General features: G+C 58.5%; 11 protein-coding genes and 1 pseudogene. 8 read left to right on the top strand and 4 right to left on the bottom strand.

Features of this window, described 5'->3' with window-relative positions:
- The 5 genes from treS (at position 1) to ACM561_RS06470 (ending at position 11953) form a co-directional block, all read left to right on the top strand.
- Complete coding sequence (gene treS, locus ACM561_RS06490) at positions 1–3285, top strand: maltose alpha-D-glucosyltransferase (protein WP_425908895.1); 3285 nt, start codon at positions 1–3, stop codon at positions 3283–3285.
- On the top strand, positions 3282–5432 hold the full coding sequence (gene glgB, locus ACM561_RS06485) for a 1,4-alpha-glucan branching protein GlgB (protein WP_425908894.1): 2151 nt from the start codon (positions 3282–3284) through the stop codon (positions 5430–5432). Before treS ends, glgB begins: the two co-directional genes overlap by 4 nt.
- Positions 5429–7507: a glycogen debranching protein GlgX gene (glgX, locus tag ACM561_RS06480; RefSeq protein WP_425908893.1), complete on the top strand. Its 2079-nt coding sequence runs from the start codon at positions 5429–5431 to the stop codon at positions 7505–7507. Before glgB ends, glgX begins: the two co-directional genes overlap by 4 nt.
- Positions 7504–9267: a malto-oligosyltrehalose trehalohydrolase gene (gene treZ / locus ACM561_RS06475; RefSeq protein ID WP_425908892.1), complete on the top strand. Its 1764-nt coding sequence runs from the start codon at positions 7504–7506 to the stop codon at positions 9265–9267. The genes glgX and treZ overlap by 4 nt, the downstream gene beginning before the upstream one ends.
- Positions 9268–9457: 190 nt before the next feature.
- A complete protein-coding gene (locus ACM561_RS06470; RefSeq protein ID WP_425908890.1) occupies positions 9458–11953 on the top strand; it encodes a glycogen/starch/alpha-glucan phosphorylase in 2496 nt (831 codons plus the stop codon).
- A 120-nt stretch (positions 11954–12073) separates the two neighbouring features.
- Here the strand turns inward: ACM561_RS06470 and ACM561_RS06465 are convergent, their stop codons facing one another.
- A complete protein-coding gene (locus ACM561_RS06465; RefSeq protein ID WP_079446299.1) occupies positions 12074–12373 on the bottom strand; it encodes an HU family DNA-binding protein in 300 nt (99 codons plus the stop codon).
- Between the two features lie 279 nt (positions 12374–12652).
- On the opposite strand from ACM561_RS06465, the pseudogene ACM561_RS06460 reads away from it, so the two are divergent.
- The 3 genes and pseudogenes from ACM561_RS06460 to ACM561_RS06450 all read left to right on the top strand — a co-directional run.
- Positions 12653–12997, top strand: a pseudogene (locus ACM561_RS06460) (VanZ family protein); the annotation flags it as partial.
- A gap of 145 nt (positions 12998–13142) precedes the next feature.
- Positions 13143–14525, top strand: coding sequence for a cation diffusion facilitator family transporter (locus tag ACM561_RS06455; protein ID WP_425908888.1), 1383 nt, complete (start codon positions 13143–13145; stop codon positions 14523–14525).
- 204 nt (positions 14526–14729) lie between these two features.
- Positions 14730–17036: a PAS domain-containing sensor histidine kinase gene (locus ACM561_RS06450; protein ID WP_425908886.1), complete on the top strand. Its 2307-nt coding sequence runs from the start codon at positions 14730–14732 to the stop codon at positions 17034–17036.
- Between the two features lie 7 nt (positions 17037–17043).
- Here ACM561_RS06450 and ACM561_RS06445 read toward each other — a convergent pair whose 3' ends face one another.
- The 3 genes from ACM561_RS06445 to ACM561_RS06435 form a co-directional block, all read right to left on the bottom strand.
- Entirely contained in the window at positions 17044–20007 is a 2964-nt protein-coding gene (locus ACM561_RS06445) for a bifunctional [glutamine synthetase] adenylyltransferase/[glutamine synthetase]-adenylyl-L-tyrosine phosphorylase (RefSeq protein ID WP_425908884.1), read from the bottom strand.
- Entirely contained in the window at positions 20004–21464 is a 1461-nt protein-coding gene (locus ACM561_RS06440) for an ATP-binding protein (protein ID WP_425908882.1), read from the bottom strand. Before ACM561_RS06440 ends, ACM561_RS06445 begins: the two co-directional genes overlap by 4 nt.
- Positions 21465–21535: 71 nt before the next feature.
- Positions 21536–22228 (bottom strand): winged helix-turn-helix domain-containing protein, encoded by a 693-nt coding sequence (locus tag ACM561_RS06435; protein ID WP_425909664.1) that lies wholly within the window; start codon positions 22226–22228, stop codon positions 21536–21538.
- Positions 22229–22402 lie beyond the last annotated feature (174 nt).

Genomic DNA, 22402 nt, shown 5'->3' with positions numbered 1-22402 from the left:
ATGAACGAAATGTCGCAGATAGATGCCGACAGATACGTCCAGACCGACGATCTCTGGTATAAGGACGCTATTATCTATCAACTTCACGTCAAGGCATTCGCCGACAACAACAACGACGGCATCGGCGACTTCGTAGGTCTGACCAACAAGCTTGATTACCTTCAGGAGCTCGGCGTTACCGCTCTGTGGTTGCTGCCGTTTTATCCCTCGCCAGGGCGCGACGACGGATATGACATTGCCGATTACGGCTCAGTCAATCCCGATTTCGGAACCATGAAAGAGTTTCGCCGGTTTATCTCGGAAGCGAAGCGGCGTGGCTTACGCGTGATTACCGAACTCGTCATAAATCACACATCCGATCAGCACCGATGGTTCAAGCGAGCCCAGCGCAGTCCGCCAGGATCCAGCGCCCGCAACTGGTATGTCTGGAGCAATACAGACAAAAAATATCAGGGCACCAGGATCATATTCACAGACACGGAAAAATCGAACTGGGCCTGGGACGCCGAAGCCAATGCTTACTATTGGCATCGCTTCTTCAGTCATCAGCCGGATCTTAATTTCGACAACCCGCGGGTCGTCCGATCTGTCATTCAGGTGATGAAGCGATGGCTCGACACGGGTGTCGACGGGTTTCGGCTGGATGCGATTCCGTATCTCTGCGAACGCGAGGGCACCAACAACGAAAATCTCCCTGAAACGCATGCGGTGATCAAACATATCCGCGCTGAACTCGATGCTTACGCCAAGGGGAAGGTACTCCTTGCCGAAGCCAACCAATGGCCGGAAGATGTTCAGTTCTATTTCGGGGATGGCGATGAATGCCATATGGCTTATCATTTCCCTTTGATGCCGCGCATCTACATGGCGATAGCTCAGGAGGATCGCTTTCCAATCACCGACATTCTGCGGCAGACGCCCGACATTCCCGACAGTTGTCAGTGGGCGATGTTCCTACGAAATCATGACGAACTGACGCTTGAGATGGTGACTGATATCGAGCGTGATTATCTCTGGTCGACCTATGCCGCAGATCCTCGCGCGCGCATCAATCTCGGTATTCGTCGCCGCCTTGCGCCCTTGATGGATAACGACCGACGCAAAATTGAGCTGATGAATTCGTTGCTGATGTCGCTTCCGGGGACGCCGATCATCTACTACGGCGACGAAATCGGGATGGGCGACAACATCTACCTCGGCGACCGCAACGGCGTTCGCACCCCGATGCAATGGACTCCGGATCGTAACGGTGGATTTTCTCGATGCGATCCGGCGCGGCTCTATGCTCCTCCTGTCATGGATGCCGTCTACGGCTATGAGTCTGTCAATGTAGAGGCCCAGTCGCGAAGCCTTTCTTCGTTATTGAGCTGGATGAAGAAGCTGATCTCGGTACGAAAATCGAGCCACGCTTTCGGCCGGGGAACTATGTCATTTGCGCGCTCTTCGAACCGAAGCGTTCTCGCTTATGTGAGACAATACGACGATGAGGTCGTGCTCTGCGTCGCCAACCTATCGCGATCAGCGCAAGCCTCCGAACTCGATCTGTCGCACTGGAAAGGCCGTTCACCGCTTGAAATGCTGGGACGAACGACCTTTCCCGATATCGGCGAGCTGCCGTACCTGATCACGCTCGCGCCTTATGGATTCTATTGGTTCCGGCTGAATGAAAAGCCGCCGTCCCCGAACGTTGCGACCGCGACCGTACCTGACTACGAGACGCTGGTCGTACCGCTAAATGCGACCTGGATGTCGCTGGCACGGACACGCTCGATCTTCGAGCGTGATGTGCTGCCATCCCATCTCGCCCGCGCGCGCTGGTTTCCGGAGCGATCCGCTGGCGCCATCACTGCGCGCGTGCCGGCGGCGGTACCACTCACGAAGGATCAGGAATCCAGACCGTGGCTCGTGATCTTCGACGCAGCCCATCGCGGACAATCAGGGCGATACGCGATACCGATCCGAATCCGGTGGGATCGATTGGACCGCCGAAACTATGACGCCAAAAACCTCGCCGCCGTGCGGCAAGGCTCGCGCGAAGGAACGCTGATCGACGCCGCCTATGAGAGTGATCTGATCGCGGACATCATCGACGATCTGCGCCACTGTGCAACCTTTGAGGAAGGCTACTTGAGGCTTGCTTACGTTCCTACTGAGCGGCTGGCTTCGATTGCGGAAGAGCCCATTGAGAACGTGCGAGCAGTTCAGACAGAACAGTCGAACAGCACCGCGCTGGTCGACCAAAAATTTGTGGTCAAACTCTACCGAACGCTCGAGAATGGCATCAATCCCGAAGTGGAAGTGGGACGCTTCCTGACGGACGTTGCTGGATTTACCAATACGCCCGCCCTACTGGGCAGCGTGGAGTTGACAGGACCTGACATCCAGGCCGCCATCGCTATCGTCCACGCCTTTGTCGGTAACCAGGGTGACGCATGGACCGTCAGCAGCGCCGCACTGGATCGTTTCGTCGACGAGCAGCGGCTCGTCGGGGCGAACGATTCAGCTCCAGCGCTTGAAGAAAAAGCGGCCTATCAGCGTTACATGATGCAAATCGGTAAGCGCGTCGCGGAAATGCACGTGGCACTGGCCAGCCGCGACGATATCGAGGATTTCAGTCCTGAGCCTGTCACCGCTTCGAACGTCGCACATTTCATCGATCGACTGATGGCACGTTCGGAGCAAACGTTTGATCGACTCGCTCAAGCTAAGCTTTCGGAATCGGATCGGCTTCTTGTCGACGAAATCCAGAGTCTCCGCCCAGATTTGCATGGCTTGCTCACCGAGTTGCTGCCGTCATCGATTCAATTGCACAATATCCGGCATCACGGCGACTTTCATCTAGGGCAGGTTCTCGTCGTTCGCGACGACGTCTTTATTATCGATTTCGAAGGCGAACCGCGACGAAGCCTTGCCGAGCGGCGGATGAAGGCGCCGGCAGCTCGCGACGTCGCCGGGCTGATCAGATCCATCGATTATTCCGTGACCTCGGCGCAAGAGCGCGTTCTAAAAACCGGAGCGGACGACGATGGACGATTGACGGAGGCCCTGTCGGCATGGCGTGACGAGGCGACGCAGACCTTTATGGCCGCTTATCGAGAAGCGATGTCCGATTCGCGATTATGGCCGGAGGAGCAGGACGATAAAGACGGGATGCTGCGATTCTTCCTGCTCGAGAAGGCGCTTTATGAGATCGACTACGAGCTGGCCCATCGCCCGGATTGGCTGCGGGTCGCGCTGGATGGCACACTGCGGGTGCTGCGGAACAGGAAGCGAGATCGGGCATGACCGAACTGTCATCCGAAGCACGCGCCATCGTTGAAGGGCGACATTCGGACCCCTTTCACTATCTCGGCTGTCATCGCGAGACCGATCGCAACGTGGTTCGCGTTTATCTACCCGAGGCATCCGAAGTGCGCCTGGTCGATGAGACCGGCGAAGAGGTTTCTCTGACACGTATTCATGACGCCGGACTTTTCCTTGGAAATTTGCCGGACGGGGCGCAGCACTACCGTCTCCGCGCTCGGTATGGTTCCGACATGGTTGAGCTTGAGGACCCTTATCGCTTTGCGCCCATCCTAAATGATTTCGACCTTTATTTGCTCGGAGAAGGCACGCACCAGAGGCTGTACGACAAGCTTGGCGCTCATCCCATAACGATGGAGGGGGTGGACGGAACAGGATTCGTCGTGCTGGCGCCGAACGCTCGGGCCGTGGCCGTCGTCGGCGATTTCAACTGCTGGGATCAGCGCCGACACCCGATGCGTGTACGGGGTAACGGATATTGGGAACTGTTCATCCCCGGTGCGCAGGTGGGTGATCGCTACAAATTCGCGATTACGACTCAAGATGGCTTTCTGCTCCCGCTGAAATCCGATCCGATGGCGTTCGCTGCCGAGGTCCGACCGAACACGGCGTCGATCGTATTCGACGAAACAGCCTTGCCCCGCCCGACACCGACGGCCGCCACGATCAATGCACGTAACGCGCCTATCTCGATTTATGAAGTTCATCTTGGATCATGGCGCCGTGGCGACGGCAATCGCTGGCTATCCTATCGCGAGCTTGCCGAGACCCTGCCGCGCTATGCACGCGGCCTCGGATTTACGCATATCGAGCTGATGCCGGTGAACGAGCATCCGTTCGACGGTTCATGGGGCTACCAGCCAACCGGCCTCTACGCCCCGACCAGCCGCTTCGGCACGCCCGCCGATTTTGCATATCTGGTCGAAGCCTGCCATCGCGAAGGACTCGGTCTCCTGCTGGATTGGGTGCCAGGTCATTTTCCCGACGATCCGCACGGGCTCGGCCGTTTCGACGGAACGGCTCTCTACGAACACGCCAACCCATTGCAGGGCCGTCACCTCGATTGGGATACCCTCATCTACAACTACGGGCGCACCGAAGTTGTCAATTTTCTCGTCGCCAACGCACTATTCTGGCTCGAACGCTATGGCGTGGATGGTCTTCGCGTCGATGCTGTCGCGTCGATGCTCTATCTCGATTACAGCCGCCCCGAAGGCGGATGGATTCCGAACAAGCACGGCGGCCGGGAGAATCTGGAAGCCATCGAATTTATGCGCCGGTTCAACAGAGAAGTATTTGGCAGATTTCCGAACGCTACAACCGTGGCTGAGGAATCGACGGCATGGCCACAGGTCTCACGACCGACCGAGTTCGGCGGTTTAGGGTTCGGCTACAAATGGAACATGGGCTGGATGCATGACACGTTGAGCTACTTCGGCAAGGACCCCATTCACCGCAAGCACCACCATGATCAAATCTTGTTTGGACTACACTATGCGTTCTCGGAAAATTTCATTCTGCCGCTGTCGCACGACGAGGTGGTGCACGGCAAGCGTTCCATCCTTGGCCGCATGCCGGGCGACAACTGGCAGCGGTTCGCAAACTTGCGCGCCTATTACGCCTTCATGTTCGGCCACCCCGGCAAGAAATTGATGTTCATGGGGGCTGAGTTCGGCCAGGAGCGCGAATGGAACCACGATCACTCGCTCGACTGGCATCTTCTCGATCAAGCTCGTCACCAAGGGGTCCAGGCTGTTGTTCGGGATCTCAACGCGCTCTATCGCGATGTGTCGGCGTTGCACGAACTCGATTGCGATCCAGCCGGCTTCGAATGGATTGTAGCCGACGATGCAGATCACAGCGTCTTCGCATGGATGCGAAAGGGTGAGAGCGGACGGGAACGCTGTCTGGTAATCGCGAATCTTACACCGACGGTCCATCGTGATTATCGCGTGCGCGTACCCTTCACCGGGCGGTGGCGCGAAGCGCTTAACACCGACTCCGCTCATTATGGTGGGACCAACGTCGGAAATGATGGCGTGGTCGAGACATCAGGGGACATCATCCCCGAGCTCAGGCTGACGTTGCCGCCTCTTGGGGTGATTTTTCTGGTTCCGGAAACTGCATGACGAGAATTTCAGAAGGTACACATGTCCGCCTCGGCTCCACTTGGGACGGTCGCGGAACGAACTTTGCCCTTTTTTCCGCTCACGCGGAAAAAGTCGAGCTTTGCTTGTTCGACAGCAAGGGCCGCAGGGAGATCGAGCGTATCGCCCTACCCGAACACACCGAAAACGTCTGGCACGGCTACCTGAACGATATCGCGCCCGGGCAGCTCTATGGCTATCGCGTCTATGGCCCCTACGATCCTCAGCGCGGCCATCGGTTTAATTCTCACAAGCTGCTGCTCGATCCTTATGCGAGGAAGATCAGCGGGCGACTGGTCTGGAGCGATGCACATTTCGCCTACCGCGCCGGAAGTCCGCGTGAGGATTTATCCTTCGACAGACGCGACAACGCCCGCGCCATGCCTAAAGCCACCGTCATCGACGAGACCTTCAACTGGGGGAGGCGTGAACCGCGGCCCAGTGTCGCTTGGGAAGACACGATCATCTATGAAGCTCACGTCAAAGGCTTGACCAAGACGCGCTTGGATATCCCTCCTGAACTCCGGGGCACGTACGGTGCGTTGGCTGCGCCGGCCATGATCGATCACCTTCGACGCCTGGGCGTCACCACGATCGAACTTCTGCCGATTCATGGCTTCGTCGACGATCGCCACCTTGTCGAGCGCAAGCTAAGCAACTACTGGGGATACAACTCCATCTCGTTCTTCACGCCGGAGCAGCGGTACGCGAAGGACGCAGCGCTGGACGAGTTCCGCATGTCCGTGGCCCGTCTTCATGACGCTGGCTTCGAGATCATGCTCGACGTCGTTTATAATCATACCGCCGAAGGAAATCACCTTGGCCCGACGCTGTCATTCCGCGGCATCGATAACGCCTCCTACTACTGGCTGATGCCGGACAATCCCCGCTACTACGACGACTTCACAGGAACCGGCAATTCGCTAAATCTGACCCATCCGCGCGTGCTCCAGATGGTTATGGATTCGCTGCGCTATTGGGTCGAAGTCTGTCACATCGACGGCTTCCGCTTTGATCTCGCAAGCACACTGGCGCGAGGATCCCACGGTTTCGACCGCAACAGCGCCTTTTTCAATGCAATCCGGCAGGATCCCGTTCTCGCTAACGTCAAGCTGGTCGCGGAACCGTGGGATGTCGGCCCCGGCGGTTATCAGGTCGGCGGCTTTCCTTCACAATGGTCGGAATGGAACGACCGGTATCGCAGCACAATGCGCCGTTACTGGGCCGGCGAAGGAAATTTGATCGGCGATGTCAGCGGCCGCATGACAGGATCATCCGACCTTTTCAATCATGACGACCGCGCGCCGCGCGCCGGCATCAATCACGTCACCGTCCATGACGGCTTCACCATGGCGGATCTGTTTTCCTATAACGAGAAGCACAACGAAGCCAACGGCGAGGACAATCGCGATGGCTCCAATGATAATCTCAGCAACAATTGTGGACACGAAGGGCCGACTGACGATCCTGTAATCCTGACGCTCCGCCATCAGCTTCGCAAGAACCAGCTCTCGTGCCTGCTGCTAGCCCAAGGAGTGCCGATTCTTCTTGCGGGCGACGAGGTCGGCAACAGCCAGAGTGGAAACAACAACGCTTATTGTCAGGACAACGAAATCGGCTGGATCGATTGGAGTAATCTTGGCGACAAGGACAACGACCTGACTGACCTCATCGGACGCCTTACCGCAATCCGAAGGCGCTTTGCCCAGATCAGGTCAAGACAATGGGTGACAGGGAAAAGGATAGACAGTTCCTACGGCGTGCTGTGGCTCACGCCGGAAGGCAACGAAATGATCGAGGCTGACTGGAGTTTCCCCGAAGGAAGGTTTCTTTCCTACGTGCTCGGACCCACGGAGCCACACCAGCACGCGCTTTACATCGTCCTCAACGCGGCGCCGGAGCCGATCGAGTTTAAAATTCCGAACCTGGAAGAGTACAAGACGTGGTCGATCGTGCTTCATACCACGAACGACGACATCGACATCGCCTCGCACCACCCTAACGCGACCATGCAGGCACCGCCTCGCAGCGTCATCGCGTTCGCAGGCCAGCCATGAGCGTCGGCCGCTTCGGCCCTACTCTCACGCTAGACGGCGCAACGTTCCGGCTGTGGGCGCCGGCAGCCGGCAAAGTGGCCATAGTTACCGATACCGCACATATGATGGAAAAAGACAGTAGCGGCTGGTTCGTCGCGGAAGTGGCCGCAGCAAGCGCCGGTACGCGTTATCACTACCGGATCGATGATGAGCTAGACGTACCGGACCCGGCGTCATCCTATCAACGCGATGATGTGTCCGGTCGGAGCGAACTTATCGACCACCGCCATTTTCGTTGGAAGGCAATCGACTGGCGCGGGCGGCCATGGCATGAAACGGTCATCCTAGAATGCCATGTCGGCACCTTTACGCCTGAGGGCACCTATCGTGCCATGATCAACAAGCTCGATCATCTGGCGTCAACCGGAATCACCGCTCTCGAGTTAATGCCGCTCGCCGATTTCGCGGGATCGCGAAATTGGGGTTACGACGGCGCGCTGTGGTATGCGCCTGATCATGTTTACGGCACGCCGGACGATCTGAGAGAACTTATCGATCAGGCTCATCTGCGTGGACTGATGGTCTTTCTCGATGTCGTCTACAACCACTTCGGGCCGGAGGGAAATTATCTGGGGCGCTACGCACCGCAGTTTTTCTGTGATGTGAAGACCCCCTGGGGAGCGGCGATTGATTATCGCGTTCCCGAGGTTCGCGCGTTCGCCGTCGACAATGCATTGCACTGGCTAGGCAACTATCGATTTGACGGTCTTCGCCTTGATGCGGTGCATGCCATCCCCGAGCCAGGCGAGCCGTCAATCTTGAACGATATCAGCCGCGCTGTCGGGATTCTGGCGCGGCAAGATGGACGCCATATTCACATCGTGCTGGAGAACGACGATAACCGCGCGGGTCTGCTCGATCCTTCTTCAGGTGTGCCGAACGGGAAGTATCGCGCACAGTGGAATGACGACTACCATCACGTCTGGCACGTCATCCTCACTCAGGAAACCCACGGCTATTATGAAGATTATGCCATCCATCCACGCCATCTTCTCGCGCGAACACTCCGGGCGGGTTTTGCCTACCAGGGCGAGGCCTCTGCTCATCGCGGCGGGCGAGCTCGCGGAGAATTGATCGGCGGCCTGCCCCCAGCCGCTTTCGTGAACTTCCTTCAGAACCACGATCAAATCGGCAACCGCGCGCTGGGCGATCGCCTCGAATGGTCCGCTGACGCGCGTGCTATCGAGGCGGCGCTAGCGATCACATTGCTAGCGCCGATGCCGCCACTGATGTTCATGGGCGAGGAATGGGGAGCAACCACGCCCTTCCCTTTTTTCTGCGACTTTAAAGGCGATCTCGCCGATGCGGTACGAACAGGCCGGCGGAGGGAATTCGCCAGCGCCTACGAAATGTTCGGCAATGACGTGCCGGATCCCCTGGCGCTGTCCACATTCGAAGCGGCGGTTCTTGCTTGGCCCGACCCAGGCCAGCGCCTACCGCGTCATGCACTCGTCAAGCGGCTATTGCAGGTCCGCCGGAATGAACTCATGCCGCAGCTTGGCAACGCAATGTTCGCTTCCGCTGAGCTTTGCCAGAACGACCGTCTGCTGATCGCACGCTGGTCGCTGGGCAACGGCGCGCAGTTGCACCTTCGCGCCAATATTTCGGATCATAACGTGACTGATGACACATCCCCGATGCCGGGGCGACCGATTTGGGGTGGTGAGTTGCCGGCACGCCTGCCGGCATGGTCAGTTTTCTGGTCCATGGGAGCGGCCTGATGAACAGGTATTCCGCGCGTAAGCGGTGAACAAAGGTTCCACAGACAGAACAGGAACAATATAGTCGAAAACGAAAGGTCAACGCCGCAAAACCGCCAGTTGATCCCGGACTGCAGAAGGCGTCACATACTCTAAGTCGTGCCAGTTGCGGCTTACGAGTGATCCAGGCGGAAACAGATCGGGAGATTGGATGGTTTTAGAGATTTCGCCAAAGCGACTTCGTCGCCTCCAAGAGGACGCATCGGCGTGGCCCGAGCTTGAAAACGATGACATCGTCGCGGAAATCAAGAGTGCGATCCTGTCCAAGATCGTTCTGGTGGCGGGAAAGGACGTCAAACATGCCAACATCCACGACTGGTACATAGCGGCGGCGCTGACGCTGCGTGATCGTATCGTCTACCAATGGTTCAAATCCGATCAAGCCACTCAGAATCATGGCGCTAAGCGCGTCTACTATCTCTCGCTTGAGTTCCTGATCGGACGGTTGCTGACCGACGCGCTGACGAATATGTCGCTGATGGGACCATTTCGAACGGCGATCGAGGACCTCGGTATCGACTTCGACGAGTTACGTGATGTCGAACCGGATGCTGCGCTCGGAAACGGCGGCCTCGGCCGACTTGCCGCATGTTTCATGGAAAGCATGGCGTCGCTCGCGATTCCAGCACGAGGTTATGGCATCCGCTATGAACACGGGCTGTTTCGCCAGATCGTTTCAGACGGATGGCAGGAAGAGTTTCCGGAGCAGTGGCTACTCTCAGGAAACCCGTGGGAGTTCGAACGCGGTGATGTCGTGTTCGACATCCAGTTTGGTGGACATCTCGATCGCATTGAGAAGCACGGGCAGGAAAGCCAGACACGATGGATACCCGATGAGACCATCCAGGCGATCGCGTACGATACGCCGATCGTCGGCTGGCGCGGCCGTCACGTCAATGCGCTGCGGCTGTGGTCCGCGCGCGCGGTCGATCCGATGCGCCTCGATACCTTCAACAGCGGCGATCACCTCGGCGCGATGTCCGAGATGGCGCGGGCACAAGCGATATCGAAATTTCTATATCCAAGCGACGAGACACCAGCCGGACGCGAGTTGCGCCTGCGTCAGGAATACTTTTTTGTTTCCGCATCGTTGCAGGATATTCTCAACCGCCATCTCTACACCGACGGAGATCTCCGGTCTCTGCCGTCCCATGCATCAATCCAGCTCAACGATACCCATCCCAGCCTGGCCGTCCCCGAACTGATGCGGCTGCTGATGGATAAATATCACATTGGCTGGGACGATGCCTTAGACATCACAACGAAGACAATCTCCTACACCAACCACACGCTGTTGCCCGAGGCGCTCGAGACATGGCCGGTCGAACTGTTCGAACGAATGTTGCCGCGGCATCTCGATATTATTTACCGGATCAATGTAAATCATCTTGCAACTGCGGAGAAACATTTTGGAGCAGACACACGGTCCCAAGCCTCGGTGTCGCTGATTGACGAGACCGGTGGCCGTCGTGTCCGCATGGGTCATCTTGCGTTCGTCGGTTCTCATCGCATCAATGGTGTTTCAGCCATGCATAGCGAACTCATGCGTGAGACCGTATTTGCCGATCTGAACAACCTTTATCCGGATCGCATTACGAACAAGACCAATGGAATTACCTTCCGCCGCTGGCTGCATCAATGCAATCCGGAACTCACCTCCTTGCTGCAAGAGGCATGCGGAGCCGCAGTTCTCGATGAGCCCGAGCGGTTACGGATGCTGGAGAGGTTGTCGGATGATCCTGCGTTTCAGCAGAAATTTCGCGCTATAAAACGAACGAACAAGATCGCGCTCGCCCAGATCATAGCCAGACAATTCGGGATAGTCGCCGATCCGTCGGCACTGTTCGACGTCCAGATCAAGCGCATCCACGAGTACAAGCGCCAGCTTCTCAACGCGGTTGAGATAGTCGCCCTTTACCAGGCCATCCTGGCGGACCCCCAAGGCAACTGGACGCCGCGCGTCAAGATTTTCGCCGGAAAAGCCGCCGCGAGCTACCGGCAGGCCAAGCTCATCATCAAGTTCATCAATGACATTGGTAATGTCATTAATAACGATCCTCGAATCAGGGATCTTCTCAAGGTCGTCTTCATTCCCAATTACAATGTCAGCGCTGCCGAAGTAATCGTCCCGGCGAGCGATCTGTCCGAACAGATTTCTACCGCAGGCATGGAAGCGTCAGGCACCGGCAACATGAAGCTCGCGCTGAATGGTGCAATCACCATCGGAACGCTCGACGGCGCCAACATTGAAATTGCCGAACATGTCGGCGAAGAAAATATCTATATCTTCGGCCTGAAAGCGGATGAAGTTGTGCGGCGCCGTGCCATGGGGCTGGATGCAACCGATGTCATTGCGTCGTCGCCGAAACTGGCTGGCGTGATCGAGGCCATCGAGCGCGGTGTATTTTCGCCGGATGACGTTTCGCGTTTCGTGCCCATTGCTCACGCACTGCGGTTTCTGGACTACTATCTGGTATCTGCCGATTTCGACGATTATTACCGCACGCAGCGCGCTGTCGACACAAAGTGGGACAGTCCGGAATGGACTCACTCCAGCATACTCAACGTCGCGCGCATGGCTTGGTTTTCGTCGGACCGCACAATCCGGGAATACGCCGAGGACATCTGGAACGTACCCGTGGCCTGATACCGTTACCAAGACACTGGCAATAACCTCGACCCAATCGAGCACCTGGGGATGAGCTGTAGGCAAGCCTCAACGTTGAACCAGCGTCTGGAAAAACAAGGGCCCCGAAGGGCCCCTGCATCACACCGCGTCTTTCGCAGCCTTGACCGGCCGCGCTCTGACGATCTTTCGGGCGGGTTTCGCCTTGAAAGTCATGGGCTCACCGGTGAAAGGGTTGGTTCCTTTGCGCGCCTTGGTCGCCGGCTTCTTGATAACCACGAACTTCGCAAAACCCGGAACCAAAAAGACACCGGTCTTTTTGAGCTCTTTATAACCTGTCGTCGCAAGCGCCTCGAGAACGCCCTTTACGTCACTTTTGGACAATCCGGCCTGAGCCGAGATCTTCTCAACGAGCTGCGATTTCGTCATCTGGGTTGCCATCATCGATCCTGTCTGTTGATTCGGCCCAGAAAACAATATTTCCAAATCCAACGAAAAAAACACGCCTTGTGGGATTTATAACAGCTTACTTCGACCGCAGGGCTGGCTTCCCCCAGCGATTTGCAGGCAAAACCGCGGTCGGGGGCGGTTTGATGAGCAGGAATTGCCCGCAGCCGCCTTCAGGGACGCTTCGACTCGGGTCGGCGCGGCCGCAGATGTAAAGCGCGGCTGCGGTTCATGCGGCCTTCCCGCGGCGACAAATTGTGCTATGCGCCAGCGATGAAGATTCTCGTCCGCATCGGCGCTTTCGTTCTGATCATGGCGGTCGTATTCGCAACACTTGGGCCGGCGCGCTATCGTCCGCATGCCCCGCTCGGACAAGATGGCGAACACGCGCTAGCCTTCGTTCTGCTTGGTCTCGCGGTAGGCTTTTCGTTTCCCCAGCGACGGCTACGCGTCGCGGCGGTAGCCATCCTCCTGATCGGGCTTCTTGAGATCATGCAACTGTGGGTGCCCGGCCGCCATGCGCGGCTGGAGGATTTTCTGGTTGATGCCGCGGCGGCATGTCTCGGCCTTGTCGGCGCTGCCGCGATCGGCTGGCTTACCGCGCGATTGCGTGGATCAGTATCCCGATATCACATGAGCGTCGTTAACCGCAGCTCAACCGCTTTAAAATCAGAACAATTCGCAAAAGCAGCGTCTGCAATGAAAGGCGCTTGCGCAATCGGGCCGTCTTTTATCCTGGGTGACAGGCTGCTAAACCCCGCAGATGTCACGCCTTGCCTCCAAGTCAAAAACGAAAGTCGCCGCCATCTCGATGATCGCCAGCGCCAGCATGGCGACGATCAAACTCGTGGTCGGCATAGCGATCGGCAGTCTGGCGTTGATTTCCGAGGCGCTCCACAGTTCGATCGATCTGGTCGCCACGATCGTCACGTGGATTGTGGTGCGGATTTCCGACCGTCCCGCCGATGCCGAACATCACTATGGCCATGGCAAAATCGAAAGCCTCTCGGCCCTCGGTGTTATTGCGATGCTTTATGTCCTTGCCGGAGGCATTGTGGTGCAGGCTTACGCTCATCTGCGTGAAGGCGTGCCGCCGCCGACCCTATCCGCCATTCCATTCGTCGTGCTGGTCGCGGACATTGTCGTCAATGCCTGGCGCGCCCGTGCGCTGCACCGGACCGCACTCGACACCCGCAGTCAGGCGCTGGAGGCCGACGCCCTGCATTTTGCCTCCGATGTGCTTGGATCCGTCGCGGTCATCATCGGGCTAACGCTGTCCGGACTGGGCTACGCGTGGGGCGACGCCGCTGCTGCGATCGGCGTCGCCGTCCTGATTTCCATTCTGGGTTTACGGCTCGGACGCGCCACCATCGAAACACTCCTGGACCGTGCGCCGGATGGTGTTGCCGAACGAGCAGACGCGGCGATCAGAGCGCTGCCGGATGTCGTCGGCATCGCGAGACTAAGGGTGCGAATGGTCGGTCCCCGACATTTCGTCGATGTAACCGCCGAAGTCCCCCGAACCTATCCGATCGACCGCATCGACGCCATCAAACAGCAGGCGCAGAACGCAGTGTCCGCCGCTCTCGGCGATGCTGATTTGACGTTTACTGCGATACCGGTCGCTCGCGACAACGAAAGCGTACGCGAACGCATCATGGTGATTGCCCGCAATTCAGGTCTCGCGATTCATCACGTCACGGTGCATGACCTTGGAGAAAAGCTGACGGTCAGCATCGACCTCGAGGTCGACGGCGAAATGCCGCTGGTGGAGGCCCATGCAATCGCGCATCGGCTGGAGCATGATATTCGTCACGAATTCGGTGCAGATGTCGAAGTGGATACGCACATCGAGCCGTTGGAGCCTGAGCTTCCGCTTGGGACCGACGCTGTCCCCACCCGTATCCACGCCATCCGGACAGCCTTGTCTGGTTTCGCCGCCGGCGGAGCGATCCACGACATTCACAACGTACGAGTCAGAGACACCGAAGCCGGCGAAATCGTCAACTTCCATTGCCGCGCCGCGCCGTCGATGAGTGTCGCCAAGGTGCACGAAAACGTCGATGAGATCGAACGGGCTCTGCGCCGCGCGTTTCCGAGCGTTAAGCGCGTCATCAGCCACGCGGAGCCACCGCGCGAAAGCTGAAAGTTCTCGCTGCCCCCACGTTCCTGTTTCGGACTCAACCAGCGGCGGCCGCTAGGTTACTGAAGTTCTCTGTTGGACAAAATTCTTCGCGTTAACGAATCGTTGACTCTCGACAGATTCAAAAAAGTGGATTCAAATCGGAGTGATTCGGAGAAGTCAAAAATTACTCCGATGTGCGGAAAAATTCACACGGGGGCTAAAGGCATGGCGCGCGCTCAGGCGGCGAGCGCTTGCGCTCAATCCGATTCGATCAAAGGATTAGCGCAATCGATCGCGAAACCAGCCTATCGTAGACTGCTGACCGCCGAGCCTTTGCTTCGACGTGCCGTCCCAACCCTGATCATCGCTTTCCTTGTGACGATATGCGTTGGCGCACTGGTGCAAGTCATCGATCAGACGCGGCAAAAGCAGGCAATGACGAAACATGATCTGCTGGCACTTGCCGATCTTCTGGCAGAACAGCTTGAGCATGCCGGCGTCGTCGATCAAAAGCGCCCCGCCTCTATCGAGCGCCTCCAAAACCTTTTGCCAAAGCTCATTCCATCCTGGGGCGTTGCCGCCGGCCGCCACGTCATCGTCACCGGCGCCGATCAACGCGTTCTCGCGCGAGTACCGATCGGGACCGAGTCGGGCGAAAGCGGCCGGATATTCGAACTCATCAGCATCACACAATCGCCGGCCTTGCGCGGCACGTCGCCTGCGAGCGTCGCCGACATCGTCCTGCTGGATGGCAGCAGCGCGCTTGCGGTCCAGCGAGTCGTCAGATCATTGCTGGGCCAGGTCACTGTCGTTCAGGAAGCCGACACAGTGTGGCGCCCAGACACCGCGTTGTCGATCACCCTGTCAGCCACGACCGGGTTCGTGGTCCTGATTTTGGGCTTTGCCTTTCACTGGCAATCTACCAGAGCTCGCGAAGGTGATCTGATCAATGATGCGGTTCGTGGTCGCATCGATACCGCGCTCAATCGCGGCCGATGCGGACTTTGGGATTGGGATTTGTCGCGCGGCCGGATCTTCTGGTCGCAATCGATGTTCACCTTGCTCGGACTGGAAAGTCGCAGCGATCTACTCACCTTCGGCGAGGTGACCTCACTGGTGAATTCCGAAGACATCGACCTGTTCGAAATAGCGGACCAGCTCATCTCGGGAAAGATCGGTCATATCGATCAAAGTTTCCGGATGCGACATAACAGCGGACACTGGATCTGGTTACGCGTCCGTTGCGAACTCAGTCGCAATGCGAGCGGCGGCGCTCATCTGATCGGAATTGCCGTCGATATCACGGAACAGAAGAGCCTCGCGGAAAGATCGGTTGAAGCCGATCTCCGGCTGCGGGACGCGATTGAATCCATTCCCGAGGCCTTTGTGCTGTGGGATGCAGACGACCGCCTGGTTCTTTGTAACTCTCACTTCCAGCGGCTCCACAAGCTTCCAGACACCGCGGTCGCGGTCGGCACCCCCTACGAGACCGTGGTCGAGGTCGGCCGCATGCCCGAAATCAGGGCACGGCAGTCCGAAACCGGGACGGTGATATTGGAGGCGCACACCTTTGATGCGCAGCTCGCAGACGGTAATTGGCTTCACATCAGCGAACGCCGCACCAAGGACGGCGGCTATGTGTCGGTTGGAACGGACATCACCCGCATCAAGGAGCATGAGCAAAAGCTTGTCGAAAACGACCTCCGACTGCGGGCCACAGTTATCGATCTTAAACGGACGCAGGCAACGCTTGAGCAACAAGCCATCGAACTCGCGGACCTGGCACAGAAGTACGCGGACGAGAAAAATCGCGCCGAAGACGCCAATCGGGCGAAATCAAAATTCCTCGCCAACATGAGTCACGAACTGCGAACGCCGCTTAATGCCATCATCGGGTTCTCCGAGATCATGAGCAACGGCATGTTCGGAACCCTCGGCTCGAAGAAGTACAGCGAATACTGCCGCGACATTCTGGCTAGCGGCCAATATCTGCTTGAGGTCATCAATGACGTCCTGGATATGTCCAAGATTGAAGCCGGCCGGATAAATCTTGACCTGGAGGCGCTCGATCTCACCCGGGTGCTCGACGAATCGCTGCGGGTCGTCTCGGGCCGGACCAGCGACAAGGGCCTGACCTTCGACGTCAGAAGCGATGATGACATCTCCATCCATGCCGATCGTCGCGCGGTCAAGCAGATCATCGTCAATCTACTTTCCAACGCAGTCAAATTCACGCCGGACGGCGGGCGAGTCGTGGCGCGAAGCAAGATATTCGAGAATTCTATAACTCTGACGATTGCCGACACGGGAATCGGCATTGCATCACACGCGCTCCGCAAACTTGGCAAACCGTTCGAGCAGGTCGAAAGCCAATTGACCAAAATCCATGCGGGATCTGGCCTTGGCCTTGCTATAGCCAAGTCGCTGGTCAGCCTGCACAGCGGCTCGATGCGGCTTCGCTCGAAACCCGGTGCGGGGACGGTAGTTCGCGTCACCCTGCCCCGTCACTGCCAAGAGCGAACGGCAGCCTGAGCGCAGCTCAAGTCTTGCCTTCTAACAATCTGAGAAATACGGCACGCACATCTGCCTGAGTATCGCGAACGCGCGCTTCGAGCGCCGAAAAATCGGGAGCGTCCCCCGCTCGTGCCAGCACCGGCAACAAATCATCGCCTGCCGTTTCCGGCTTGAATTTGTCGCTGACACAGAGCCGAAGGATTTGGGTCAGGTCGTGATAGAGCCGCGCTGCTGGCCGCAGGATTTCCGCATCCGGCAACGACAGCACGCCAAGCCGCTGCGCGTTATCAAGGGCCTGCTGGGTATCAACGTTGAGAATGTCCGGCATGTCCGCAGCGTGGACGAGTTGAAGATACTGCGCGATGAAATCAATATCGACCATGCCTCCAGCGGCATTTTTCAGATCCCATATATCGTCCTCGCCTTTTTCCAGCGCGATCGCGCGGCGCATCTCCGCGACATCGCTGGCGATAAGACGGGCGTCGCGCGGTCGCATCAGGATATCGCGAATGACTCGCTCGATCCGCTCACAAAAGTCGGGTGACGACGAAATCACACGTGCCCGCGTCAGCGCCATATGTTCCCAGGTCCACGCTTCATGCTCCTGGTATTCGGCAAATGAATCGATATGCGAGGCAACGGGACCGGAACGCCCTGACGGGCGCAGCCGCATATCTACCTCGTAGAGAACGCCGTAGTTCGTTCTTGTGGTGAATGCACTGATAAGACGCTGGGTGAAGCGCGCGAAGTATTGCGCGCCCTGCAGCGGCCGCGTCCCGTCGGAATCCGGATGATCGGAATCGAAATCATACAGCAGGATGAGATCGAGATCGGACGATGCAGTCATTTCGCGACCGCCAAGCTTGCCCATCGCAACAATCGCAGTCTCCTGCCTGGAGATCTGGCCGTATTGATTTACGAACTGGTGATTCACTAGCCCATGCACGGTATCAACGATACCCTCGGCAACATCGGCAAACACATGTCCCGCCTGCCGCGCAGATACGGTGCCGGACAGGATGCGAGTGCCGATTAGAAAAAGGCTTTCCTGGCCGAACAGCCGTATCCGGTCGAGAAATTCCTCGTAGGAATCCGCGTCCTGGAGCGTGGCCGAGAGCCGCGTGGACAACTCAAGCCGATCCGGCATGGCGCCGAAAAAACGAGGATCAATCAGCCCGTCCATGATCTGGGGCCGTCGAGCCAGCATGTCAGCGAGACGTGGCGCCGCACCGAGTACAAGTGCAACCAACGCGACGAGATCCCTGTTCTGGCTCAGCAGCGATATCAGCCGACCGCCGCGCTGCAGCGCTTGCAGGAAACGATCAAACGTGACCACGGCGCTATCCGGCTCCTCGGCACGGGCCAAACCGTCGATCAGCGTCGGCACGAATGCTTCAAACGCGATACGCGTCGTCTCGGCCTTGAGGACTCGATATCCGCCTGCCATCCATTGCTGGATGGTGTCGGCAACCATTCTCGGCTGCTTAAAACCGAGCTTCGTCAGATGATCGAGAAGTCGCGGGTCGTCGGGTCCGGACCTGTAATCCGCGACCTGGAGCTTTGCCGCACTCGCGGAGTCGCCCTCGAACAACCGGCTGTAGTGCCCTTGCACACAATCCAGGTGCGCCAGCAGTTCTGCAGCAAAACTCGCCCGATCCTCAAACCCCAGAAAGCGAGCGAACCGCTCCATCGCGTCGGCGTCCGCGGGCAGAGCGTGGGTCTGCTCGTCGGCGACCATCTGGATGCGGTGCTCGACCCTTCGCAGAAACAGATATGCGGCGGTCAGTTCATCGCGAGCCTGATGGGTGATCCAGTCACTTGAGGCGAGAATATTCAGCGCATCGAGCGTGGGACGCACCCGCAATTCGGGATGCCGCCCACCAGCCACCAACTGCTGCGTCTGCGCGAAGAACTCGATCTCGCGGATACCGCCGCGTCCGATCTTGACGTTATGGCCTTCGACCGCGATCTCGCTTTGCCCTCGGAAGGTCTGCATCTGCCGTTTCATGTCGTGAACTTCAGCAAGAGCCGCGAAATCGAGATGCTTGCGCCAGACAAAGGGCGATATCTCCGCGATCAAGACCTCGCCAGCCTTCTGGTCGCCGGCGCACGGCCGTGCCTTGATCATGGCGGCACGCTCCCAGGTCCGCCCTTCCCGCTCGTAGTAGTCGAGCGCGGCCGCGGTCGAAACGGCGACCTGCGTTGACGCGGGATCCGGCCGCAGGCGCAGATCGACCCGGAAAACATAACCGTCACCGGTCCTTTGCTGCAGCAGGCGCGCAAGTCCCTGCGTCAGACGCACGAAGAAGGGCTGCGGCTCGATCCCGCTCGCGAGCGTCGGAGCCGCAAGATCGAAAAACACGATCAGATCGATGTCGCTGGAATAGTTAAGTTCGCCGGCGCCCATCTTGCCCATTGCGAGCACCACCAGGCCGCTACCGCCTTCTGGATGGTCGATATCAGGAGGGTTCAAGCGGCCACGCCCCCTCTCCTGCCGCAACAGGAATCGCAACGCGCTCTGAACCGCGGCGACGGCAATGTCGGTCAATGCCGCCGTGATCTGCATCACCGGCCAGACCCCGCCGATGTCGCACAACGCAATCAACAGCGCGGCCTCCGCCTTGACCGCCCGAAGCCGCCGCATGGCTTCGGATTCATCGGCGGCCTCCGCTGCTTCCCAGATCTTGGCGATCAGCCGCCCGAGACGGTCTTCGGGATCGCCTTGTAACAGGCGAAACATCCGGTCGGGATCGGAGCACACCAGATCAAAAAGATAGGGCGAGGACTCCGCGATGCCGAGCAGGATGGCTTTGACCTGCGGAAATGTACCGGCCAGCGTCCTGATATCGCCCGATTGCTGCGGTGTCAGATCGGACAGCCAATCTTCCAGCCGGCGTTCGGTCTCGATACGCGCGAACAGCTTTGGTCCGTCCGCAAGACGCGCCGCCAGACAGGCCGCGTCCGCGTCGCCCTTAACGGATGAAATCATGCATCAATCTGTTGCACGTCCACCGTCGACGCTGCAAGCCCTGAGGCGCTTCGCGCGGGGAGCAACAGCGCGGCGCGCAGACCGGGACACGCATCCTCAAGGGTGAGATCGCCGCCGTGCAGCTTGGCTACCGCTGACGCCAGGCTCAGACCGAGCCCGGATCCCGCCAGGGTCCGGCTGGTCTCGAGCCGCACAAACCGTTCGACCGCGTGCTTGCGGTCAGCTTCGGGAATTCCGCAGCCATGGTCGGTTACGGCGAGAATAATCCGATCGCCGTCATGGCGAGCTTCGATCAGTATCGTATCGTCGGCTGCGGCCTCATCCGCCCCGGGCGGCTGCGCAGCCTGGGCCGGCTGCCCGTACTTGATCGCATTTTCGACGAGGTTTGCAAGCGCCTGACTTATCAGTTCGCGATTGCCATGCAGCGGCGCAAACTCGGTCTGAACGCGGAGTTTCAGCCCGTTGTCTTCGGCTAGCGGCTCGTAGAGTTCGTGAATTCCCTGCGTGACCACTGCCGCATCGAAATCGGCCATGTTGTCGCGCGCATGTCCGGATTCCGCCCGGGCGATCATCAAGAGCGCATTGAAAGTGCGGATCAAGCCATCGGATTCCTCGATAGTCTGTTCCAGTGCCGCGCGATAATCGCCTTCATTGCCGGACTTAGCGAGCGCTTCCTCGGCGCGATTACGTAGCCGCGTGAGCGGCGTCTTGAGATCGTGGGCGATATTGTCGGACACCTCCCTCAATCCATTCATCAGCGCTTCGATGCGTTCGAGCATCGCATTGAGGTTTTCCGCCAGCCGGTCCAGTTCGTCGCCGCTACGACCGACCGGAAGCCGGCCGCTCAAGTCGCCGGCCATAATGCGCTTCGTGGTCCCGGTCATAGCGTCGATCCGGTGCAGCACCCGCCTCGCCACGAAGATGCCGCCGCAAAGGCCGAGAACCACGACGATCAGCAACGACCATTGCGCGGCGGAGGCAACCACGCCGAAAATGCGATGACGCTCCTCGAGATCGCGGCCGATCAGCAGCCGGAAACGGTTCGACAGTTCGCTCACGCGCACCAGCGCGTGATGATGGGCCTGGTCCTGCTCGTCCAACCGGCGATAGGCGGTTTCGGCCCAGCCAATGGTCTCCATCACGCCAGGCTGAAGCGACCCGACATTGCCCGCGACCGCCAGTCCTGCCGGCGTCGTCACCAAGTAAAGATTGGAGCCCGGCCGCAGCGCCCGATTTTCGATAGCGCCGATCAATCCGCGCAAGCCGCGGCGGTTGAACACGCCCGTGAGCAAGTCGATTTCCTCGCCAACTGTCGCGGCGATTTGATCGGTGATCAGGCGTCGGGTATTCCAGGCGAAGTACCCGAGAAGAGAGGCAGCAAACAGCGCGAACAACAGCAGATAGACCAACGTCAGCCGGAACGCCGTGGTACGGAACAGCTTACCGAACGCCGTCACGGATCGTCACTCTTGGACCATAGGGTTACTGCCGTCCATTGATCGAAACGCTGTTACGGATGTCGATGATTTCAAGCTCGGGATGAGTGAACACCATCGCGTATCATGTATCCAGCGCCTCGGATCGTGTGCAGCAGAGGCTGCGCGAAGCCTTTGTCGATCTTGGAGCGCAGCCGCGAAACATGCACGTCGATAACGTTGGTCTGCGGATCGAAATGATAATCCCAGACGTTCTCGAGCAACATGGTTCTGGTCACGACCTGACCCGCATGTTTCATAAGATACTCCAGGAGACGAAATTCACGCGGCTGCAGCGTCAGTTCCTCCCCACCCCGCGCGACGCGGTGCGACAGCCGGTCGAGTTCGAGATCGCCGACGCGATAGACGGTCTCCTCAGCCCGGCCGCCATGACGGCGCGACAGAACCTCCACCCGCGCCAGCAACTCGGCAAAGGAATAGGGTTTCGGCAAATAGTCGTCGCCACCAGCGCGCAAGCCCTTGATACGATCGTCAACCTGGCCAAGCGCAGAGAGGATGAGCACCGGAGTCCGGATACCCTTGTCGCGCAGGCAACCGATCACGGAAAGCCCGTCGCGCTTGGGCAGCATCCGGTCGATCACCAGCACGTCGTAATCCCCACCATCGGCAAGGGAGAGCCCCTCCTCACCATCGCTGGCGAGATCCGCGACATGTCCGACCTCGCGAAACGCCTTCACGAGGTAGTCTGCGGACTCGCGATCGTCCTCGATGATCAGCAGGCGCATCTGGCTACTGGAATTGTCCAAGAGGTATTGTCTTTCCATCACCATGGCGTGCTCATGCCCCGTGCGCAAGACCGCAAGACCCAGCCCCCACCACGCAAAAAACGGGCGGTGAAGCTTGGGGCAGCTTCACCGCCCTAGTCCTTCCGACGGAGGGGGGCTTTTCCCATCGGAAGG

It is taken from the genome of Nitrobacter sp. TKz-YC02, assembly GCF_049852135.1.
GTDB lineage: Bacteria > Pseudomonadota > Alphaproteobacteria > Rhizobiales > Xanthobacteraceae > Nitrobacter > Nitrobacter vulgaris.
This window is presented reverse-complemented; position numbering and strand designations above follow the sequence as displayed.